This is a genomic window from Leclercia sp. LTM14 (assembly GCF_023736175.1).
In the GTDB taxonomy this organism is placed as follows: Bacteria; Pseudomonadota; Gammaproteobacteria; order Enterobacterales; family Enterobacteriaceae; genus Enterobacter; species Enterobacter barmai.
Genome location: NZ_JAIKTT010000001.1, coordinates 30419 through 49551, shown reverse-complemented (window position 1 = coordinate 49551; position 19133 = coordinate 30419). Strand labels below are relative to the sequence as shown.

General features: G+C 54.1%; 15 protein-coding genes. 14 read left to right on the top strand and 1 reads right to left on the bottom strand.

The features are described from left to right. The first annotated feature begins 97 nt into the window (after window positions 1-97). Entirely contained in the window at window positions 98-1063 is a 966-nt protein-coding gene (gene ycjG, locus K5I40_RS00205) for an L-Ala-D/L-Glu epimerase (protein ID WP_223073951.1), read from the top strand. Here the strand turns inward: ycjG and mpaA are convergent. Further along, a complete protein-coding gene (mpaA, locus tag K5I40_RS00200) occupies window positions 1054-1767 on the bottom strand; it encodes a murein tripeptide amidase MpaA (protein ID WP_223073952.1) in 714 nt (237 codons plus the stop codon). The genes ycjG and mpaA overlap by 10 nt on opposite strands. 185 nt (window positions 1768-1952) lie before the next feature. Between mpaA and K5I40_RS00195 the strand changes: the two genes are divergently transcribed. The 13 genes from K5I40_RS00195 to K5I40_RS00135 all read left to right on the top strand — a co-directional run bounded on the left by K5I40_RS00195 (window position 1953) and on the right by K5I40_RS00135 (window position 19131). Beyond that, on the top strand, window positions 1953-3569 hold the full coding sequence (locus K5I40_RS00195; RefSeq protein WP_223073953.1) for an ABC transporter substrate-binding protein: 1617 nt from the start codon (window positions 1953-1955) through the stop codon (window positions 3567-3569). A 366-nt stretch (window positions 3570-3935) separates the two neighbouring features. Then, window positions 3936-4427, top strand: a complete 492-nt coding sequence (gene tssB / locus K5I40_RS00190; protein WP_223073954.1) for a type VI secretion system contractile sheath small subunit — start codon at window positions 3936-3938, stop codon at window positions 4425-4427. Window positions 4428-4469: 42 nt separating this feature from the next. After that, entirely contained in the window at window positions 4470-6005 is a 1536-nt protein-coding gene (gene tssC, locus K5I40_RS00185; protein ID WP_223073955.1) for a type VI secretion system contractile sheath large subunit, read from the top strand. Window positions 6006-6020: 15 nt separating this feature from the next. Then, window positions 6021-7355: a type VI secretion system baseplate subunit TssK gene (gene tssK / locus K5I40_RS00180; RefSeq protein ID WP_223073956.1), complete on the top strand. Its 1335-nt coding sequence runs from the start codon at window positions 6021-6023 to the stop codon at window positions 7353-7355. After that, window positions 7352-8005 carry a type VI secretion system protein TssL, short form gene (tssL, locus tag K5I40_RS00175; protein ID WP_223073957.1) on the top strand — a complete coding sequence of 218 codons (654 nt, stop codon included), beginning with the start codon at window positions 7352-7354 and terminating at the stop codon, window positions 8003-8005. The genes tssK and tssL overlap by 4 nt, the downstream gene beginning before the upstream one ends. Before the next feature lie 3 nt (window positions 8006-8008). Next, window positions 8009-9733, top strand: coding sequence for an OmpA family protein (locus K5I40_RS00170; protein WP_223073958.1), 1725 nt, complete (start codon window positions 8009-8011; stop codon window positions 9731-9733). Window positions 9734-9737: 4 nt separating this feature from the next. Further along, window positions 9738-10229, top strand: a complete 492-nt coding sequence (hcp, locus tag K5I40_RS00165) for a type VI secretion system effector Hcp (protein ID WP_045781831.1) — start codon at window positions 9738-9740, stop codon at window positions 10227-10229. A 169-nt stretch (window positions 10230-10398) separates the two neighbouring features. Then, on the top strand, window positions 10399-13038 hold the full coding sequence (gene tssH, locus K5I40_RS00160; protein WP_223073959.1) for a type VI secretion system ATPase TssH: 2640 nt from the start codon (window positions 10399-10401) through the stop codon (window positions 13036-13038). After that, window positions 13031-13540, top strand: a complete 510-nt coding sequence (locus tag K5I40_RS00155; protein ID WP_251929513.1) for a type IV secretion protein Rhs — start codon at window positions 13031-13033, stop codon at window positions 13538-13540. Before tssH ends, K5I40_RS00155 begins: the two co-directional genes overlap by 8 nt. A gap of 37 nt (window positions 13541-13577) precedes the next feature. Next, window positions 13578-14030, top strand: a complete 453-nt coding sequence (locus tag K5I40_RS00150; RefSeq protein WP_223073960.1) for a putative T6SS immunity periplasmic lipoprotein — start codon at window positions 13578-13580, stop codon at window positions 14028-14030. A 302-nt stretch (window positions 14031-14332) separates the two neighbouring features. Beyond that, window positions 14333-16849 (top strand): type VI secretion system Vgr family protein, encoded by a 2517-nt coding sequence (locus tag K5I40_RS00145; protein ID WP_223073961.1) that lies wholly within the window; start codon window positions 14333-14335, stop codon window positions 16847-16849. Between the two features lie 16 nt (window positions 16850-16865). Beyond that, on the top strand, window positions 16866-17522 hold the full coding sequence (locus tag K5I40_RS00140; RefSeq protein ID WP_251930989.1) for a hypothetical protein: 657 nt from the start codon (window positions 16866-16868) through the stop codon (window positions 17520-17522). Between the two features lie 154 nt (window positions 17523-17676). Then, a complete protein-coding gene (locus K5I40_RS00135) occupies window positions 17677-19131 on the top strand; it encodes a hypothetical protein (protein ID WP_309487348.1) in 1455 nt (484 codons plus the stop codon). Window positions 19132-19133 lie beyond the last annotated feature (2 nt).

The following is a 19133-nucleotide window of genomic DNA, read 5'->3' as shown; positions in this document are numbered from 1 at the left end:
TCCTGTTTACATATAGTTAACGTCGCCGTTAGTGTATGTCATCAGCCGATAGCACAGCAAACCCTATTTACGCGAAGCCGCTATACAGGAGTGAGTGATGAGAACCCTCAAGGTTTATGAAGAAGCCTGGCCATTACATACGCCGTTTGTTATCTCCCGGGGAACCCGGAGCGAGGCCCGTGTGGTGGTGGTCGAAATAGAAGAAGAGGGTGTCAAAGGGGTGGGAGAGTGCACGCCTTATCCCCGTTACGGCGAGAGCATCGACTCGGTGATGGCGCAAATCATGGCGCTGGCTCCCGAACTGGAGCGCGGTATGACCCGGGAAGCGCTGCAAAGTTTTCTGCCACCCGGTGCGGCACGTAACGCCGTTGACTGCGCCCTGTGGGATTTAGCCGCGCGTCAGCAGGGGATCTCTCTGACGGCGCTGGCGGGCGTGACGCTGCCGCAATCGCTGGTCACCGCACAAACGGTGGTGATCGGCGAGCCTGCACAGATGGCGTCCAGTGCCAAAGCGCTGTATGACGCCGGGGCGCGCCTGCTGAAGGTGAAGCTGGACGATCGTCTGATCAGCGAGCGGATGGTCGCTATTCGCGGCGCCGTGCCGCAGGCCACGCTGATCGTCGACGCCAACGAATCCTGGCACAGCGAAGGGCTGGCCGCCCGCTGCCAGTTGCTGGCAGATCTGGATGTCGCCATGCTCGAACAGCCTTTGCCATCGGGAGAGGATGCCGCGCTGGCGAATTTCATCCACCCGCTGCCCATCTGTGCTGATGAGAGCTGCCACACGCGGGAGAGCCTGCCGACGCTGAAAGGGCGTTACGATATGGTGAACATCAAACTGGATAAAACCGGCGGTATCACCGAAGCGCTGGCGCTGGCCGCCGAGGCGCGCCAGCAGGGGTTTTCACTAATGCTCGGCTGTATGCTCTGCACCTCGCGGGCGATTGGCGCCGCGCTGCCGCTCGCCAATGAAGTGAGGTTTGCCGATCTCGATGGCCCGACCTGGCTGGCGGTGGATGTCTCTCCGGCGCTGCATTACAGCACCGGCGTTGTTCATCTCTGAGGCTCCCAGCGCAACAGTTCGGTCATCGCCTTCAGATACTTTTCGCTGGCCTCATCAGAAGAGATTGGCGGGAATTCGGCGGTGATACAGTGCAGGCTTAAATCGGCGCACCAGCTGCCAAACGAGCCTGGCGTCTCATAGCCAACGCTGGTCACCAGCGGCAGCGAGAAGGCATCCGCCAGCCAGCGACCAAGAGCCGTGTGGGCCGGATCTTCAATGCAGGCCAGCGGATCGTGAAACGAAACAACCCAGGCCGGATGCAATTTATGGATCAGGTTACACAGCGCCTGGGTTTCCGGCTCGGAACCGGGTTTATCGCCCGTCAGCAGCACCACGTCCCGATCTGCGGCTGAGCTGTTCCAGCGATAGACCGTCTCGCCTTCCCGCCAGTTGGCCGCCGGGAAATTACGGTTCAAATCCACGCCACGGGCATTGGCGCGTAACCCCAGCTGGCAGCCGTCCGGGTTAACGGTTAACACCACATGGTGGCGGCGAAGTTCCGGGGCAAGGGTGCGCAGCGCGCAGGAGAGGGTCACAATCGATGAATTTTCATCTCCGTGAGTACCGGCAATGATCAGGCCGCTGTTGCGATCGGCCTGAGGGGCAGGGAACCAGATTAAAGGTGCGTCGAGGAAAGAGCGGCCATAATGTTCGGTTCCCGGCGGGAAAGCGCCACGTTCCGTTCTTGGGCGGGTATGTGACATAGTCGTTCCTGGATCAGAGTTGTATTACTGGCAGTGTTGTGCAAAACACACGGTTTTTCAAATAGTTTCAGCCTGGGGATAAAACCGGCAGATCTCAACTTTCCGATGGAAGTTGTTTGCATTTCCCTGTTCTGAAACAAATAATTACGCATCTGCTCGTTACCCATCATTTCAAAGGGGATCTCATGAAGCATCCGGTTTCGTTGATTTATTCTGCCTTACTGTTGTGTGGCCTCTCTTCTTACTCCTTTGCGGCGGACGTTCCCTCCGGAACGTCGCTGGCTTCAAAACAGGAACTGGTGCGCCATATCAAAGATGAACCTGCTTCCCTTGATCCCGCGAAAGCGGTGGGGTTGCCTGAAATTCAGGTGATCCGCGACCTCTTCGAAGGCCTCGTGAATCAGAACGAAAAGGGCGAACTGGTGCCGGGTGTCGCGACCCGCTGGCAGAGTAATGATAACCGCGTCTGGACCTTCACCCTGCGCGAGAATGCGCAGTGGTCTGATGGAACGCCGGTTACCGCTCAGGATTTTGTCTACAGCTGGCAGCGTCTGGTCGATCCAAAAACCACGTCGCCTTTCGCCTGGTTTGCAGCGCTGGCCGGGATAGTTAACGCCCAGGCCATCATTGACGGTAAAGCACCGCCGGATAAGCTCGGCGTGACGGCGGTGGATAACCGAACCCTGCGCGTGCAGCTCGACAAGCCGCTGCCGTGGTTTGCTAACCTGACGGCGAGCTTCGCCTTCTACCCGGTAAAGAAAGCCAATGTGGAGAGCAGCGCGGAATGGACCCGTCCTGGCGCGCTGGTAGGCAATGGCGCCTACATCCTGAAAGATCGGGTGGTCAACGAGAAGCTGGTGGTCGAGCGCAACACCCATTACTGGGATAACGGCAAAACCGTCCTGCAGAAAGTGACCTTTGTCCCAATCAACCAGGAGTCCTCAGCCACCAAGCGTTACCTGGCGGACGGTATCGATATCACCGAGTCGTTCCCGAAAAATCTCTACCAGAAACTGATGAAAGAGATCCCGGGCCAGGTTTACACGCCGCCGCAGCTGGGCACCTACTACTACGCGTTTAACACCCAGAAAGGCCCAACGGCGGATGCCCGGGTGCGTCTGGCGCTCAGCATGACCATCGACCGGCGCATTATGGCCGAGAAAGTGCTGGGCACCGGCGAGAAACCGGCGTGGCACTTCACCCCGGACGTGACCGCAGGCTTTACCCCGGAGCCATCGCCGTTTGAGCAGATGAGCCAGGAAGAGATGAACGCTCAGGCAAAAACGCTGCTGCAGGCGGCGGGCTACAATGCGCAAAAACCACTGAAGCTGACGCTGCTGTACAACACTTCCGAGAACCATCAGAAAATCGCTATTGCGGTGGCGTCGATGTGGAAAAAGAACCTCGGCGTCGATGTGAAGCTGCAAAATCAGGAGTGGAAAACCTATATCGACAGCCGAAATACCGGTAATTTCGATGTGATCCGCGCCTCATGGGTCGGGGACTACAACGAGCCGTCAACGTTCCTTTCACTCCTGACCTCAACGCACACCGGCAATATCTCCCGCTTCAACGATCCGGCGTATGACAAGGTGATTAATCAGGCATCGATGGAAACCACGGAGAAGGCCCGTAACGCTGATTACAATACGGCAGAAAAAATCATCGCCGAAAAAGCACCCATCGCGCCGATCTATCAGTACACCAACGGGCGTTTGATCAAACCCTGGGTGAAAGGGTATCCGATTAACAACCCTGAAGATGTGGCTTACAGCCGCACGATGTATATCGAGAAGCATTAATCGATATCAGAATATGCGTATAACTTTTAAAAGGCGCTGCTTCAGCGCCTTTTTTTGCCCTTATTTCTTTATTCCTGGTAAATCATAATTATCATCAATTGCAATAAAATTAGTAATTCAAAATAAATATAATATACATATCTCTTTGTGGATTGTTTTTTATTTATTTGTGAAGATGCGTCTTGTGTTATTAATATGAAAAGGTCAGGTAGTAATACTTGCAATTTTAATTACAGGCTGTTGTAGGGTCAATGTCCAACTTTGGAACAATAGTTAGTTGATCCTCTGTAATTGTGTGTTCTAATATCTGTGCGTGAACAAATGTAATTTTACTCGACAACTATTCCTTAAGGAAAAGGGACCGCTATGGCTGATTCGTTCCAGAATGAAGTGCCTAAGGCACGAATAAATTTAAAACTGGCTCTTCATACCGGAGGCGCGCAGAAGAAAGTTGAATTGCCACTTAAAATTCTTACGGTTGGCGATTTCAGTAATGGTAAAGAATCACGCGTTCTATCTGAACGTGAGAAAATCAACGTCAATAAAAATAACTTTGATAGCGTACTTTCAGAGTTTAACCCGGAAATTAATCTGGCCGTACAAAACACGCTGGCGGGAGAGGGTGCGGAAGAGAATATCCAACTTCAGTTCTCGAGCATGAAAGATTTCGAACCTGAACAGGTTGCCCGCCAAATTCCACAACTGCGCGCGATGCTGGCGATGCGCAATTTATTACGCGATCTCAAATCCAATCTCCTTGATAACGCCACTTTCAGAAAAGAGCTCGAGAAAATTCTTAAAGATCCAGCGTTGTCTCAGGAATTGCGCGACGAAATGAGTGCACTTGCCCCGAAATAAAGTGTGGACACGTCTTTTAATGGATTAACCGGGAATATGCTGATGTCTTTAAATACTGAAAATGGCTCTGTTCAAGGGCAAACTACCGTACTGGAAAAAGAGGGAGTTTATGCCTCTCTGTTTGAAAAAATTAATCTGACCCCGGCGTCCAGCCTGGGAGATATTAATGCGTTTCTGGATGATGCTGCGCTGGCCGAGGCCTCAGCGGGTGAGCGCCTCACGGCCGCGATGCAGGTATTTATGGACTGTATCCGTAAATCCGGCCAGCAGGTAGATAAGCTCGACAAAACGCTTATCGATCACCATATCGCGGAGCTCGATTATCAAATCAGCCGCCAGCTGGACGCGGTGATGCACCATGAAGAGTTCCAGAAAGTAGAGTCATTGTGGCGCGGCCTGAAGCAGCTGGTCGATAACACCGATTACCGCCAGAACGTGAAAACTGAAATTCTGGATGTTTCCAAAGATGCGCTGCGCCAGGACTTTGAAGACGCGCCGGAGCTGATTCAAAGCGGACTATACTGGCACACCTACACTGCCGAGTACGACACCCCAGGCGGTGAGCCAATTGGCTCGGTGATCTCTTCTTATGAGTTTGACGCAAGCCCGCAGGATGTGGCGCTGCTGCGTAATATTTCTAAAGTGTCTGCCGCGGCGCATATGCCGTTTATTGGTTCTGTTGGACCAAAATTCTTCCTGAAAGAATCCATGGAAGAGGTGGCTGCGATTAAAGATATCGGCAACTATTTTGATCGCGCCGAATACATCAAATGGAAATCTTTCCGCGATACAGACGACTCCCGCTATATCGGTCTGGTGATGCCGCGCGTACTTGGGCGTCTGCCCTATGGCCCGGATACCATTCCGGTGCGCAGCTTCAACTACGTTGAGCAGGTCAAAGGCCCGGATCACGAGAAATATCTCTGGACCAGCGCGTCGTTCTCTTTTGCTTCCAATATGGTGAAGAGCTTCATTAATAACGGCTGGTGCGTGCAGATCCGTGGCCCGCAGGCCGGCGGTGCGGTGAAAGACCTGCCAATCCACCTGTACGATCTCGGTACCGGCAACCAGGTGAAAATCCCGTCTGAGGTAATGATCCCGGAAACCCGCGAATTTGAGTTCGCGAATCTCGGCTTTATTCCGCTGTCGTACTACAAAAACCGCGATTACGCCTGCTTCTTCTCGGCGAACTCCACGCAGAAACCGGCGCTGTACGACACTGCGGATGCCACCGCTAACAGCCGCATCAACGCGCGCCTGCCGTATATCTTCCTGCTCTCCCGTATCGCGCATTACCTGAAGCTGATTCAACGCGAAAACATCGGTACCACTAAAGACCGTCGTCTGCTGGAGCTGGAACTTAACACCTGGGTACGCGGCCTGGTCACCGAAATGACCGATCCGGGCGACGAGCTCCAGGCCTCGCATCCGCTGCGCGACGCGAAAGTGGTTGTGGAAGATATCGAAGATAACCCAGGTTTCTTCCGCGTGAAGCTGTATGCGGTGCCGCACTTCCAGGTTGAAGGGATGGACGTGAACCTGTCTCTGGTATCGCAGATGCCGAAGGCGAAGGCGTAAGGCGCGGGAGCGGGGATGAAAATTTATCGTCCGTTATGGGAAGACGGGGCTTTTCTGGCCCCGCAGCAGTTCCAGCAGCAGGCCCGCTGGGATGCACATGTGGCCGACACCGTGGCCCGGATGGCGCTGGCGCACCCGTGGGGTGTGCTGTGCGCGGAGTTCGACGAGGGCGCGCTTGCGCTCTCACGCCTGAACGCGACGAAACTGGTTGTCCGTTTCGCTGACGGGACGCTGGTTGACACGGGGCTGGCCGATAACCTGCCACCGGTGTGTGATGTCTCTTCGGTGGCGCAGGAGAGCGTGGAGGTGCTGCTGTGCCTGCCTCTGCTCAGCGCGAACGGCGGCAATCTGGATGACGGGCGCGATAGTGCGCGTCCGCGCCGCTGGCAGTCTGAGCGGGTGACGGTGCAGGAGCTGGCCGGGCATGAACGTAGCGAGCTGGCGGTACTGCGCCATACGCTGACGCTGCGTCTTTCCACCCAGGAAAACGGGGCTTACCTGACCTGCCCGGTGGCGAGGCTGGCCCGTAACGCTCAGGGACAGTGGGCCCGGGATGCCGGCTTTATCCCTCCGCTGCTGTCGCTCGCCGCCAGTCCCTTACTGACGGGGGAGCTGAAGGATCTTCTGCACCGTCTTGCGGCCCGGCGTAAGCGGCTGATGGCGATGCGCCGCGAAAGCAATGAACGGATGGCGGATTTCGCGGTGGCGGATGTCTCCCTGTTCTGGCTGCTTAATGCGCTGAACAGTGCGGAGCCGGTACTGACGGAGCTGTACCAGACGCCGTCCCGTCATCCTGAACTGCTGTACCGCGAGCTGGCCAGGCTGGCCGGGAGCCTCCTGACCTTCTCCCTCGAACACAACACTGACGATATCCCCGGTTACCGGCATGACGCGCCGGAGCAGGTGTTCCCGCCGCTGTTTACCCTGCTGGACCAGCTTCTGGAAGCGAGCCTGCCGTCACGGGTGGTGAGTGTCCACCTGGAGCATCAGGATCAGATCTGGAAAGGTGCCCTGCACGATGCGCGCCTGCGCGAAGGGGCGGATTTCTACCTCTCCGTACGTTCCTCCATGCCGAACTATGAGCTTCAGACGAAATTCCCGCAGCTGTGTAAAGCGGGTAGCTTTGAAGATGTGTCGGATGTGGTGAATGTGGCTCTGAGCGGGATGGTTATCAAGCCGCTGACCCATGTGCCGGCCGCTATCCCGTTACGCCTTGAGAACCAGTATTTCTCGCTGGATCTGAGTAGTGAGGCAGCGCGGGCGATGCTGGAAGCGGGAAGCTGCACCTTCTATACCCCGCGCTCACTGGGGGATGTGAAACTTGAACTCTTTGCGGTGCTGCGCACATGAATACATCAGAAATGAGTCAAATTGAGCGTATTTTCTACCCGGGCTGGCTGATGGCCAGCCAGCTGCGAGGTGGTCAGGAAGTCAGGGACGGGGAAGGGCTCTATCGCCGGGCCTGTCGTCTGGTGCAGGAGGCAAAAGGGGCGCTCACGGAGGCAGGTTACAGCGACATCAGTCGTGACCATATGGTGTATGCCCTGTGTGCACTGCTTGATGAAAGTGTGATGAACCGGGGAACCACCGATGATGGTTACCTGACCTGGCGCCGTGATCCGCTGCAGGCACACTTCTTTGGCACCCTCAATGCTGGCGAGGAGATGTGGGAACGGATCCGCAACCTTCTGAAAGAAACTGCTCCTGACGCCGCTGTTCTGACCTGCATGTACCGGACTCTGCAGCTGGGATTTGTGGGGCAATATCGCGCCCAGGATGATGAGCGTCGGGAAGATATCGTTCGTGCGCTCGCGGAACGGGTGCCGGCCTTCACACTGGCACAGGACGCTCCCATTGTTGCCCGGGCTTCACGCCTGCGCAGCGACCGTCGCTGGTACTGGCTGACCTGGGTTGTGGCTGCTGTTGCCCTGGTGGCGCTCTGGTTCTTCCTTTCGTCTTCGCTTACCGACCTGGTAAGCCAGACCGTCAGGCCGGGGTAAGCGATGCGGGATGCGTACCGAATTCTGTTAACTGCCTTGGGTGCCGTTCTGGCGCTGTGGCTCATTCTGGGATTCTGGCCACTGTCCACGGGCAGCCGTGTGGCACTCAGCTTGCTAGTTGTTCTGGTCTCCGGGGTGATGTTCTGGCGTCAGCGTCGGGCTTCACAGGCGCGGGCGACCGCTGTCCGGGAGATTGTGGATGAAAACCTGCCGCCGGAAGATTTTCAGGGGGCAGTGATCCTCGTTTGTGGCGACAACGCTCCGCTGTTTGTGTCCGGTTCCCGTCACCGGGAAACCCGGCAGGGATGGTATCTGTGGGTGAAGGATGCGGAACATCTGCCCCTCCTGGCACAGCACCTGAGCCTGGTGCGCCCGACCCTGGTGTCGCAAATCTCCGTCATGCTGGCTGTGGTACCTGAGCAGCACACTTCCGGCGATGATTTTACCCAGTCCCTGCGGGGCTGGCAACGAGCTGTCGTGCAGTGCCGTGCGGCATTTGGGACTCTCCCTCCGCTGTGGACTGTGACCTGGGTATCGCCCCCTGTGGCCTGCGAGGAGGCGGAGCCCGTCTGGTTTACCACGGTCAGCCAGCGGAGCGGTATTCAGGTGTATCAGCCTGGTCAGGGCAATGTGTCACTGACGGAGTGGACCCGGGAGACCGGCTCAGACGGACGTCTTTCGCGTCTGAGTCAGGGGCTGTGGCTGGACAGTCTGCTTGCCTGGCAGAACAGCGCGGTGAATGACCTGCTGTCGGTACGACAGGGCGAACTGCCGGTGATGAAGCCCTGCGTGCAGGGCATGTGCATGGTGCCGGTGAGCGGTATCACGGGCAATCTCTGGCAACAGCACATCACTTCCGTGACGGCGCTGCCACCGGATGCCGTTGTCACCACCGGGCCACTGCCGCTGCCTGAACTGCTGCTGCCGGCGTTGCCTCGTCGACATGGTGTCAGCCGCAGAATGGTGTTCTGGCGTTATGCCGGATTACTGGGCGGGATTTTTCTGGCACTTGCCATGCTGGCGTCCTGGATGAACAACCAGCGTCTCATTCGTAATGTTGGCGATCACCTGGCGATATATCACCAACTGACGGGTAAGCCTGTTGCCCCGAAACTGCGGGCGCAGCAGCGCCTGCGGGCCGATGGCGCATTGCTGGACGACTGGGCGCGTCGCGGGGAGCCATTGCGTTATCGCCTGGGTCTGTATCAGGGGCTGCGCCTGGTTCCACCTGTTGAGGTTGCCGTCAGTGACTGGGCACCACCGCCACCGCCTCCACCGGTCATTAAGAAAATCATTCAGGGTCCGAAAACCATTCGCCTCGACAGCATGTCGTTGTTCGATTCGGGCAAATCGGCACTGAAAGCCGGATCCACCAAAATGCTCGTGAATTCGCTGGTCGGCGTTAAGGCGAAGCCGGGCTGGCTGATTGTCGTGTCGGGCCATACCGATAACACCGGTAACCCGAAGCTTAATCAGACGCTGTCCCTGAAACGTGCCGAAGCGGTACGCGACTGGATGCGTGATACCGGTGATGTGCCGGAAAGCTGTTTTGCGGTGCAGGGCTATGGTGAAAGCCGTCCTATCGCAACCAACGACACCCCGGATGGGCGAGCGCTCAACCGTCGTGTCGAAATCAGTCTGGTACCGCAGGCCAATGCCTGCCAGATACCGGGCCACACCCAGGCGTCATCGCAGGATGATGGCGCATCACAACACAATGGAGAGTAATTCCATGGCAATTCCTGTTTATCTTTGGCTGAAAGACGACGGCGGCGCGGACATTAAAGGTTCTGTGGACGTTCAGGATCGCGAAGGCAGCATCGAAGTTGTCGCTCAGGAGCATAACCTGTACATCCCGACCGACAACAACACCGGCAAGCTGACTGGTACCCGTATCCACACTCCGTTCCTGTTCACTAAGGAAATCGACTCGTCCAGCCCGTACCTGTACAAAGCTGTGACCACCGGTCAGACCCTCAAGTCTGCGGAATTCAAGTGGTACAAAATCAACGACGCGGGTCAGGAAGTTGAGTACTTCAACACCAAACTCGAGAACGTCAAAGTGGTGAAAGTGAATCCGGTGATGCACGACGTCAAGGATCCTTCTTTCGAGAAGCATAACCACCTCGAGCAGATCGAGCTGCGTTACGAAAAAATCACCTGGACCTACAAAGACGGCAACATCATTCATTCCGATTCCTGGAACGAACGCGCCACCGCGTAAGTCACGAGCGGGCAGAGCTTCTCTGTCCGCCTTTTTTGTTTTTGCTGAGCGTCTGCCTGCGCGGGCGTTGAGCAAAAAACATCACATCCCGGAAACAGACCTTATGGGCCTCGGTAACGGCCAGGGGCGGTAGCGTGCCTGAACGGTCCTCAACAGTGAGCAAGCAAACATGGAAAACCCGGCAATCCTTCTTCGACGTCTCAACCCTTACTGCGCCCGCGCCATGGAAGGGGCTGCCTCGCTGTGTCAGACCCGCGCCCAGGCAGAAATTCTGCCGGAACACTGGCTGCTGAAACTGCTGGAGCAGGGAGAAGGGGACCTGACGGTGCTGGCGCGTCGCTATGAGTGGGATATGGACGCCATCTGGCAGGATTTGCTGGGCTGGCTGGATAATCAACCGCGTTCGGTACGCAGCCGCCCGCAGCTGTCGGACGCGGTGCAGTCGCTTATGCAGGAAGCCTGGCTGATTGCCTCGCTTAACGGTGAAGAACAAATCCGAAGCCAGCACCTGCTGATGGCTCTGGTAGAAAAACAGAATCTGGTGCGCTGTGACGGTCTGTGGCCGTTGCTGACACTTGGCCAGGGCCAGCTGGAGCGTCTGCGACCACTGCTCGATGCGCAGTCGGATGAACGTCCGGAAGTGCAGCAGGAAGCAGAGCTGGCGCAGAGTCACGGCGGTGAGGTCGAGTTTGTGGGGCGTCCGGTGGTTGCAGAACTCAAAGAGGGTGAGCTGACCCCGGCGCTGCAGAGTGCTCTGGACAAATTTACGCTTGATGTCACCGCCAAAGCCAAAGAGGGCAAAATCGACCCGGTGTTTGGCCGTGATACCGAAATCCGCCAGATGGTCGACATTCTCTCGCGCCGTCGCAAAAACAACCCGATTCTGGTCGGCGAACCGGGCGTGGGTAAAACGGCCCTGGTGGAAGGCCTGGCGCTGCGAATTGCTGAATGTAACGTGCCGGAATCTCTCAAACCGGTGAGCCTGCGTACTCTCGACCTCGGTTTGCTGCAGGCGGGCGCAGGTGTGAAGGGCGAGTTCGAACAGCGCCTGAAAAACGTCATCGACGCCGTGCAGCAGTCGCCGGTGCCCATTCTACTGTTTATCGACGAAGCTCACACCATCATCGGGGCTGGCAATCAGGCAGGTGGTGCAGATGCGGCCAACCTGCTGAAACCGGCACTCGCCCGCGGCGAACTGCGCACCATCGCCGCGACCACCTGGAGCGAGTACAAACAGTACTTCGAGCGCGATGCCGCGCTGGAGCGTCGCTTCCAGATGGTGAAGGTGGACGAGCCGGACGATGACACGGCGTGCCTGATGCTCCGGGGGCTGAAATCCCGCTATGGCGAACATCATAACGTGCACATCACCGATGACGCGGTCCGTGCCGCCGTCACGCTGTCCCGTCGTTACCTGACCGGCCGCCAGCTGCCGGACAAGGCGGTTGACCTGCTGGATACTGCCGCTGCGCGCGTCCGCATGAGCCTCGACACCGTGCCTGAACAAATTGTGCGCCTGAAAGCGCAGCTGACCGCGCTGGCGCTGGAAGAGCAGGCGCTGCTGGAAGACATCGCCGCCGGCAGCAACCGTCATGGTGACCGCCTGAGCGTCATTGAGCAGCAGCGGGCTGAACTGGGTGCACGTATCGAGGAGCAGGAAGCACGTTTCAGCAATGAAAAGGCATTGGCACAGCAGCTGATGGCCAGTCGTCAGGACATCAGCCTGCAGGCTGAAATTTCTGACCTGCAGCAGCTGCTGGAGCAGGCGCAGCAGGGCGACGTGCTGGTTCAGGTGGATGTGGACGCCCGTACGGTTGCCAACGTGATTGCCGACTGGACCGGCGTACCGCTGTCGTCGCTGATGAAAGACGAGCAGACTGAACTGCTGACCATGGAAAATGAAATCGGCAAGCGTGTGGTCGGGCAGGATGTGGCACTGGAAGCCATCGCCCAGCGCCTGCGTGCCGCGAAAACCGGACTGACGTCAGAGAACGGCCCGCAGGGCGTGTTCCTGCTGGTCGGCCCGAGTGGTGTCGGTAAAACCGAAACCGCGCTGGCGCTGGCGGATGTGCTGTACGGCGGCGAGAAGTCACTCATCACCATCAACCTGTCCGAGTACCAGGAGCCGCACACGGTGTCGCAGCTGAAAGGCTCACCGCCGGGCTACGTCGGTTATGGCCAGGGCGGCATTCTCACCGAAGCCGTGCGCAAACGCCCGTACAGCGTTGTGCTGCTGGATGAAGTGGAAAAGGCTCACCGCGACGTCATGAACCTGTTCTATCAGGTGTTTGATCGCGGTTTTATGCGCGACGGCGAAGGGCGCGAAATCGACTTCCGCAACACCGTCATTCTGATGACCTCCAACCTCGGCAGCGACCACCTGATGCAGTTGCTTGATGAACAACCGGACGCCACCGAAGGTGACCTGCACGAACTGCTGCGCCCGATTTTACGCGACCACTTCCAGTCGGCGCTACTGGCCCGCTTCCAGACCGTGATTTACCGTCCGCTGACGGAAGCTGCCATGCGTACCATAGTGGAGATGAAGATCGCACAGGTCAGTAAGCGCCTGAACCGTCACTATGGCCTGACCACGCGTATTGATGAGAGCCTGTATGGCGCGCTGACCGCCGCCTGTCTGCTGCCGGATACCGGCGCGCGCAACGTCGACAGCCTGCTCAATCAACAAATTCTGCCAGTGCTGAGTCAGCAACTGCTGACCCACATGGCCGCGAAACAGAAACCACATACCCTGATGCTTGGCTGGAGTGATGAAGAGGGGATTGGGCTGGAGTTTAAACATGGCTGAAGAAACTCAGGATCCGTTCAGAATTAAAGAAGGTGGTGTCAGGCTACTTACGACGGGTGAGATACAGCTGGCACACTCTGTTTTTTTATCCACTATTGATTATTCGAAAGTATGGATCCACAGGGAAAGTTACCTCCCTTTCAATTTACAGGACAAGAATACGGCGATGACGCCGGACGGGGAGATCTATTTTCGCGATCAATACTGCGATGATTTCTCCCTGACAACGGACAGTCTTCAGCATCTGTTCATTCATGAAATGGGTCACGTCTGGCAACGTGAAAAAGGGATGAATGTCATCGTCAGAGGGCTGGTTAGCTGGATGGTGAGCTACCGTTATACGCTTGATGGACGCCTCTTAAGTGAATATCCGATGGAGCAGCAGGCACAGATTATTGCCGATAATTTTGTTCTCCAGAGGTTTGGATATGACGCATGGAATTATCTTGAAATAAAAAATACCCGGTTGTTACCCTTGATGGCGATACATCTGAATCGATAATAAGAGAACAATACAGAAATGCATTGCGAGGTTTTCCATGGTGAGGACATTATCTACAACACTGTTACTCAGTATTAGCGTAATGATGCTTACAGGGTGTCCTGGTCCGGGTGACAGAATAGTGCCGGATGAAACCTCGCTGGCCAGCCGGAAGGGAGGGAAGGTATGTATTGAGATCAAAGATGCGCAGGATTATCAACCCGTTGCTATTGCTATCAATTTACGGGGAACACCATCGAAAGAAAAAAAATATAACTTTTCGCCCAATCTTATTGTTTCTGATGGGGAGCTTTGCATTCCCTCAACTTTTTATGGGTTTATAAATGGCAATAAATATATTATCGAGTTTATATTACGTTCGAAACGAAATAATGATGAATCAAGAAGTTTTGTTGTTGGCATGGGTGTTAATAATAATCAAGTGTACAATTTTCCTTTGTCCGGTCGGGAGTTTACAAGGCCGTACGGCGCGATTGAGGTATCTGAATAGGGCTTGGCTATCAAAATAATGAAGATTTTATCATTATTAGTTTAGCGATGGCGGATGTGTTATTCCTTCCTGAAGCTTTTATTCACATATCAGTTTAGCATTTTATTCTCATTAGTGGCGATGAGAAATATGCGATGGATAATTTTGAAATGATCGCGCCGCTAATAAAGACCTTTATGCGCGCTACTGGATCTAAGTAGTAATCACTCTTTTTCGTACTCGCTGAGTACCCTGATTAAACCTGTAATGTGCTCGTCGGCAATAGCATCATGGACAGCAGGTTATCCCATGGAGTCAATATAATGAGTCTGACCGATACGCTTAAGAATCCCCTGTCTGCATTAACTGAAAGTGGGCTGAACCGCTACCGCCTGGATATTGCATCCTGTACAGCAGCACTGGATGTGGAAAGTTTCACCGGTAAGGAGTTTATGAGTGAGCTTTACTACTATCAGATAATCTTTACCAGCAGTGACCAGAATATCAGCTCAGCGCAACTGTTGACTAAGCCCGCCACGCTGACCATGGGAACGGGGCCGCTGATGGGGCTCACCGGGCAGAAAGTGGTGCATGGCGTGGTGACGCATTTTAAGCGTATCAGTGGCTCACGTGACCAGGCGACGTACCAGATTATTATTGAGCCGTTCCTGTCTTTGCTGCGCAAGCAATTTCGTACCCACCGGTTTTTTGTCAATAAGTCGGTACCGGAAGTCGTCGCCGAAGTATTGCAGGAGCATGGCCTGAAAGGCTGGGAGTATGAATTCACCCTCAAAGCCGACTATCCGAAGCGTGAACAGATTAACCAGTACAAGGAAAACGATCTCGCGTTCATTGAGCGTCTGCTGGCTGAAGTGGGGATTTTCTACTTCTTTACCCTGCACCCTGACACCCAGACTGAGGTGGTGCATTTTGCAGACAAGCAGAGTGCATGGACGTTCGGTAAGTCGCTGCCACTGAGCAGTCCATCGGGCATGAGTGACAATGCAGCGGACTCGGTATGGGGGGTTAACGTCCGGCAGAATGTGGTTGAGCGCTCTGTCACCGCCAGTGATTACAATCACCGTGAAGCCCAGAATATCATGACTTCTGTACCGGCAGACATGACGAGGGGGGATGGTGAAGGTGTGACCTACGGTGATGTGTATCACTACCTGCCACGTCATCTTGAACGTGGCGACAAAATTACCCCCATAGCAGAAACTGGCAACTTCTGGGCACGCCTTGAACATGAACGTTTCCTGTCCGGGCAGACGACTGTCAGCGGCTGCAGTAATGATGCCCTGCTTTCTCCGGCCCAGGTGCTGACCATCAGTGAACGTGTGGTGTCGCCTACCCTGCCATCAGAAACGAACAACGGCATTGTCATTACCCGCACGGGCTATATCGCCAGTCGTAAAGATGCCCTGATGGTGATGTGGGAGGGGATGCCATATTACGAGAACCGATGCTGGCGACCTGCTGCTAAAAAACGCCCGGTGGTCAGCGGCACCCTGATGGCGCGCGTGACCAGCGCCAAAGATAACGATATCTACGCCTGGCAGGATGCATCAGGCATGTACCGGGTGAAATTCGATGCCGACCGTGATGATAAATGCCAGGGTATGGAAAGCATGCCAGTGCGTTTTGCTAAGCCTTACGGTGGTGACAAGTACGGCTTCCACTTCCCGCTGATACAGGGCACTGAAGTCGCCATTGCGTTCCACGAAGGCGATCCGGATCGTCCGTATATAGCCCATGCCATGCACGACTCCCGCCACGTCGACCACGTCACTGAGGCCAATAGCACGCGCAATGTTATCCGCACAGCTGGCCTGAACAAGCTGCGGATGGAGGATAAGCGCGGCGAAGAGCACATCAAGCTCAGTACAGAGTACGGTGGCAAAACCCAACTCAGTTTAGGTCACAACGTGAATGCTTCCCGCGAACTGCGCGGTGAAGGCGCTGAGCTGCGTACTGACCGACATGTTTCCATTCGAGGTGGGGCTGGGGTGTTTATTACGGCAGATAAACAAACGCTCGCCGGGGACAAAATGCTCTCCATGAAAGAGGCCATTGCCCAACTGGAAAATGCTCTGACGATTGCAAAAAGTTTGTCATCTGCTGCTGAAGGGGCCGATGCCCTTTCAGCAGATACTGCGAGTCAGCAGACGCTTAACGCAGCTCTAAAAGAGCTCGCTAAACCGGGGATCATATTGAATGCACCTGAAGGGGTGAGTATCACCAGTCCTCAGGCTGTGCGTGTAGCTTCTGGTGCAGCCAGTGTAGGGATAATGTCCCAGCAAAATACTGATATCAGCGCGCTCAAGCGTTTTACTGTGGCTGCGGGGGAAGCAGTGAGTATGCTGGCCCGAAAAGCCGGAATGAAACTTTTTGCCGCTAAGGGAAAAGTTGAAATTCAGGCACAGGATGATGCGCTTGAGGCAATTGCGAAAAAAGACGTCACGGTGACCAGTGTGGAAGGTAAAGTTGTCATCACGGGTGCAACAGAGTTGGTTGTTAACTGTGACGGTGCATTTATGAAGCTGGCAGGTGGAAATATGGAGCTCGGTGCTCCGGGAAATATTCTATTGAAGTGTGCCAACGTTCAGAAAATGGGAAGTGCGGACTATGACGCACCTAAACCAGAACTTCCGCAAGGGTATAGCGAGAACTTTGTTGCACAGGATAAGGAGTCTGGCGATATCCTGGCTAACACGCGATATCGGATAACCACTGCCGATGGTTCTGTTTATGAAGGGCGTACTGACAGTGAAGGTAAGACGGCTGAAATATTCGGTGCGGCAAAAAGCAAAATCAATATTGAACTGCTTGGCGGCTAATTCAGGGAGTTAGATAATGACTAAAGGTACACAGCAAAGTAGTCTGGATAATGTGAGTAAAAACACTGTCGTCAACGGAGAGCATGGCCCTCAGGTTTATTTTCACCCGGGCAGTGCAACGTTACTTTGCGTTGATGCAAAAGATAACCGTTTACTCATACAGGAACAGCTGAAAATGACAGCGTTGCTGGAAAACCAGAAGAAAGCGCAAATTGCACTGGATGAACTCAATTTCGAAATGTTGACTCAGGCAGGCAAGCAACCACAACGTGCTTATGAGAGCAAACTTCAGAGTACCTATCAACAACTCAATGACGCTAACGAAAAATTAAAAGCAGAGCTTAAAACGTTGACTGCAAAGGTTCCTGAGGGGGAACTGCTTGATGAAAACTCAAAAGGGTCAGCTATCGGCCTTATGGAGTTGATTCCTCTTCAAAAGACTGCTGGATTTAAGAGTACTTATGTTCGCTCGGATAAAATTCGTAGTCACTGGCGAAAATACAAACTCAGTGAAGTTGATAAGAAAAGAGGTGAAGCCAGCTTCATTAAATATGAAGCTAAAGAAGTTACTGGTATCGATGCGGATGGTAATGAAACAAAAAATAGTTCGTTCAGGGAAAATAGACGCCGAAGAGTTAAAAAAACAACTAAAAGAAGCATCAGTAAGCCTTAAGTTTGAAGATGAATTATTAGAAGACTGCAATTTTGTTCTTACTGACTGGGCGAAAAAAATGAATAAAGGGCTTACCTGGCCCAAAGAAAATGATAAGCCTGACGATGAGTCTACTTATCATCAGTACGTCGACATCAGCGCACAGGCACAGCTGATGCGCTATAGCCAGGGGGCTGGGCTGTCTGCTGAATTTAACCCTTTAGAAAAGAAAGCCTCCGCGAAGATGGAAGGCCATTCAAGTTTTGCACTGGGTGAGGCAAAAGCGTCCGCTGAACTTTTTATTCCCGATCGGCTGGGTACTGCACTGTTGTTTCCTGCCAAGGCAACTGCGGGTGTAGCAGGTGGTGTCTGTAATATGGGGGCTATCCGCTACACGATTAATGCGGTGTTATCCGGTAATGCCGGGGCAAGCCTTGGTATTGAGCTGGGTGTGGAAGCTGATTTTAGTGGAGAAATGGCAAAGGGCTATGGAATTAAGGGAAGTCCGGCGAAGCTGACACCGCCGCCACCTCCCGGTCAGAGGACGATCAATTTGACCATTCCCCAGCCTGATATCCAGGCGGGCGCAGAAATTGGTGTTTTTGCTGGTGTTCAGGCGGGAGGTAATGTCAGCGGGGCCATTGAATGGTTTGATCCGCATCCTGATGATGGCAATAAAAATGTTCAAGACAGTAATAAGCAGATTGTGAATAAAGAGGCTAAGTTTACGGCGATTGCCAAACTGTCTCTTGGAGTAACGGCACAGGCCGGGGCTGGGGGTACTGCAGTTTTCTACGTAACATATATTAACAGCCGTTTCAGAATATATTGCAAGGCAGCACTTTGCTGGGGTGTTGGTGCCAAGGGGTCTTTAGGCTTTGAAGTTGACGGTAATTCGTTTGCTGCCTTTATGAAAAGTTTTCTTTATATGCTCCGCAATGTGGACTATCAGAAGCTGGAGCAAATGATGAAGGGAGATGCCTTCCGAGCGTTGTGCGCTATTCCGTTGGTCATGGCTGCTCAGGGCATTCAAGCTATTGACGCAATGTATAAAGAATCTTCGAACATAATTGATGGGTTAAAATTAGATCTTGAGGATGAAAATTCCCGAGTTAAGTTAATGGAAAGTATCCTCAATAACCCTGACCAACTAAAATATACCCCACCAGAAACAAAGGGAGCTGTAATCGCCACCCTGATAGATAACAACTGGGCGGATTGGGTTGATCCCAGAAACCAGAATAATGATTTTTTCTCGGTTAACAGTTGGAAGATTGGCCCTTTGAAACGCCGAAAACAGGCCGTTTTTAAGGCGTTAAAGTGGGTACAAAGTCAGGCGGATTACAACAATGTTATGCAGCACCTGACAACTTCACCTGGAGAGAGAAAAGGTGATAAAGGTCTTAATGAGCAGGATGTTATTAAGTTCCTTGGTATAGGCGAACGGAGTCTATTTTTCTACACTCACTACGGCGAAAAACTGGCGCTCTTATATGGCAATTTGCGCACCTCTGTCGACCACGACGATCCTTTTGTCTCTATCCCGGACCATGAAATGGATGAGTACCTTGCGATGGTGGATGAACAACACCCCGCGAACTCCCTCATGAAAAACACCATGATGGCGTAATC

Bases quoted from the DNA above. Each gene is read 5' to 3' on its own strand.
- ycjG (WP_223073951.1), top strand. From the start codon at position 98: ATGAGAACCCTCAAGGTTTATGAAGAAGCCTGGCCATTACATACGCCG.
- mpaA (WP_223073952.1), bottom strand. From the start codon at position 1,767: ATGTCACATACCCGCCCAAGAACGGAACGTGGCGCTTTCCCGCCGGGA.
- K5I40_RS00195 (WP_223073953.1), top strand. From the start codon at position 1,953: ATGAAGCATCCGGTTTCGTTGATTTATTCTGCCTTACTGTTGTGTGGC.
- tssB (WP_223073954.1), top strand. From the start codon at position 3,936: ATGGCTGATTCGTTCCAGAATGAAGTGCCTAAGGCACGAATAAATTTA.
- tssC (WP_223073955.1), top strand. From the start codon at position 4,470: ATGTCTTTAAATACTGAAAATGGCTCTGTTCAAGGGCAAACTACCGTA.
- tssK (WP_223073956.1), top strand. From the start codon at position 6,021: ATGAAAATTTATCGTCCGTTATGGGAAGACGGGGCTTTTCTGGCCCCG.
- tssL (WP_223073957.1), top strand. From the start codon at position 7,352: ATGAATACATCAGAAATGAGTCAAATTGAGCGTATTTTCTACCCGGGC.
- K5I40_RS00170 (WP_223073958.1), top strand. From the start codon at position 8,009: ATGCGGGATGCGTACCGAATTCTGTTAACTGCCTTGGGTGCCGTTCTG.
- hcp (WP_045781831.1), top strand. From the start codon at position 9,738: ATGGCAATTCCTGTTTATCTTTGGCTGAAAGACGACGGCGGCGCGGAC.
- tssH (WP_223073959.1), top strand. From the start codon at position 10,399: ATGGAAAACCCGGCAATCCTTCTTCGACGTCTCAACCCTTACTGCGCC.
- K5I40_RS00155 (WP_251929513.1), top strand. From the start codon at position 13,031: ATGGCTGAAGAAACTCAGGATCCGTTCAGAATTAAAGAAGGTGGTGTC.
- K5I40_RS00150 (WP_223073960.1), top strand. From the start codon at position 13,578: ATGGTGAGGACATTATCTACAACACTGTTACTCAGTATTAGCGTAATG.
- K5I40_RS00145 (WP_223073961.1), top strand. From the start codon at position 14,333: ATGAGTCTGACCGATACGCTTAAGAATCCCCTGTCTGCATTAACTGAA.
- K5I40_RS00140 (WP_251930989.1), top strand. From the start codon at position 16,866: ATGACTAAAGGTACACAGCAAAGTAGTCTGGATAATGTGAGTAAAAAC.
- K5I40_RS00135 (WP_309487348.1), top strand. From the start codon at position 17,677: ATGCGCTATAGCCAGGGGGCTGGGCTGTCTGCTGAATTTAACCCTTTA.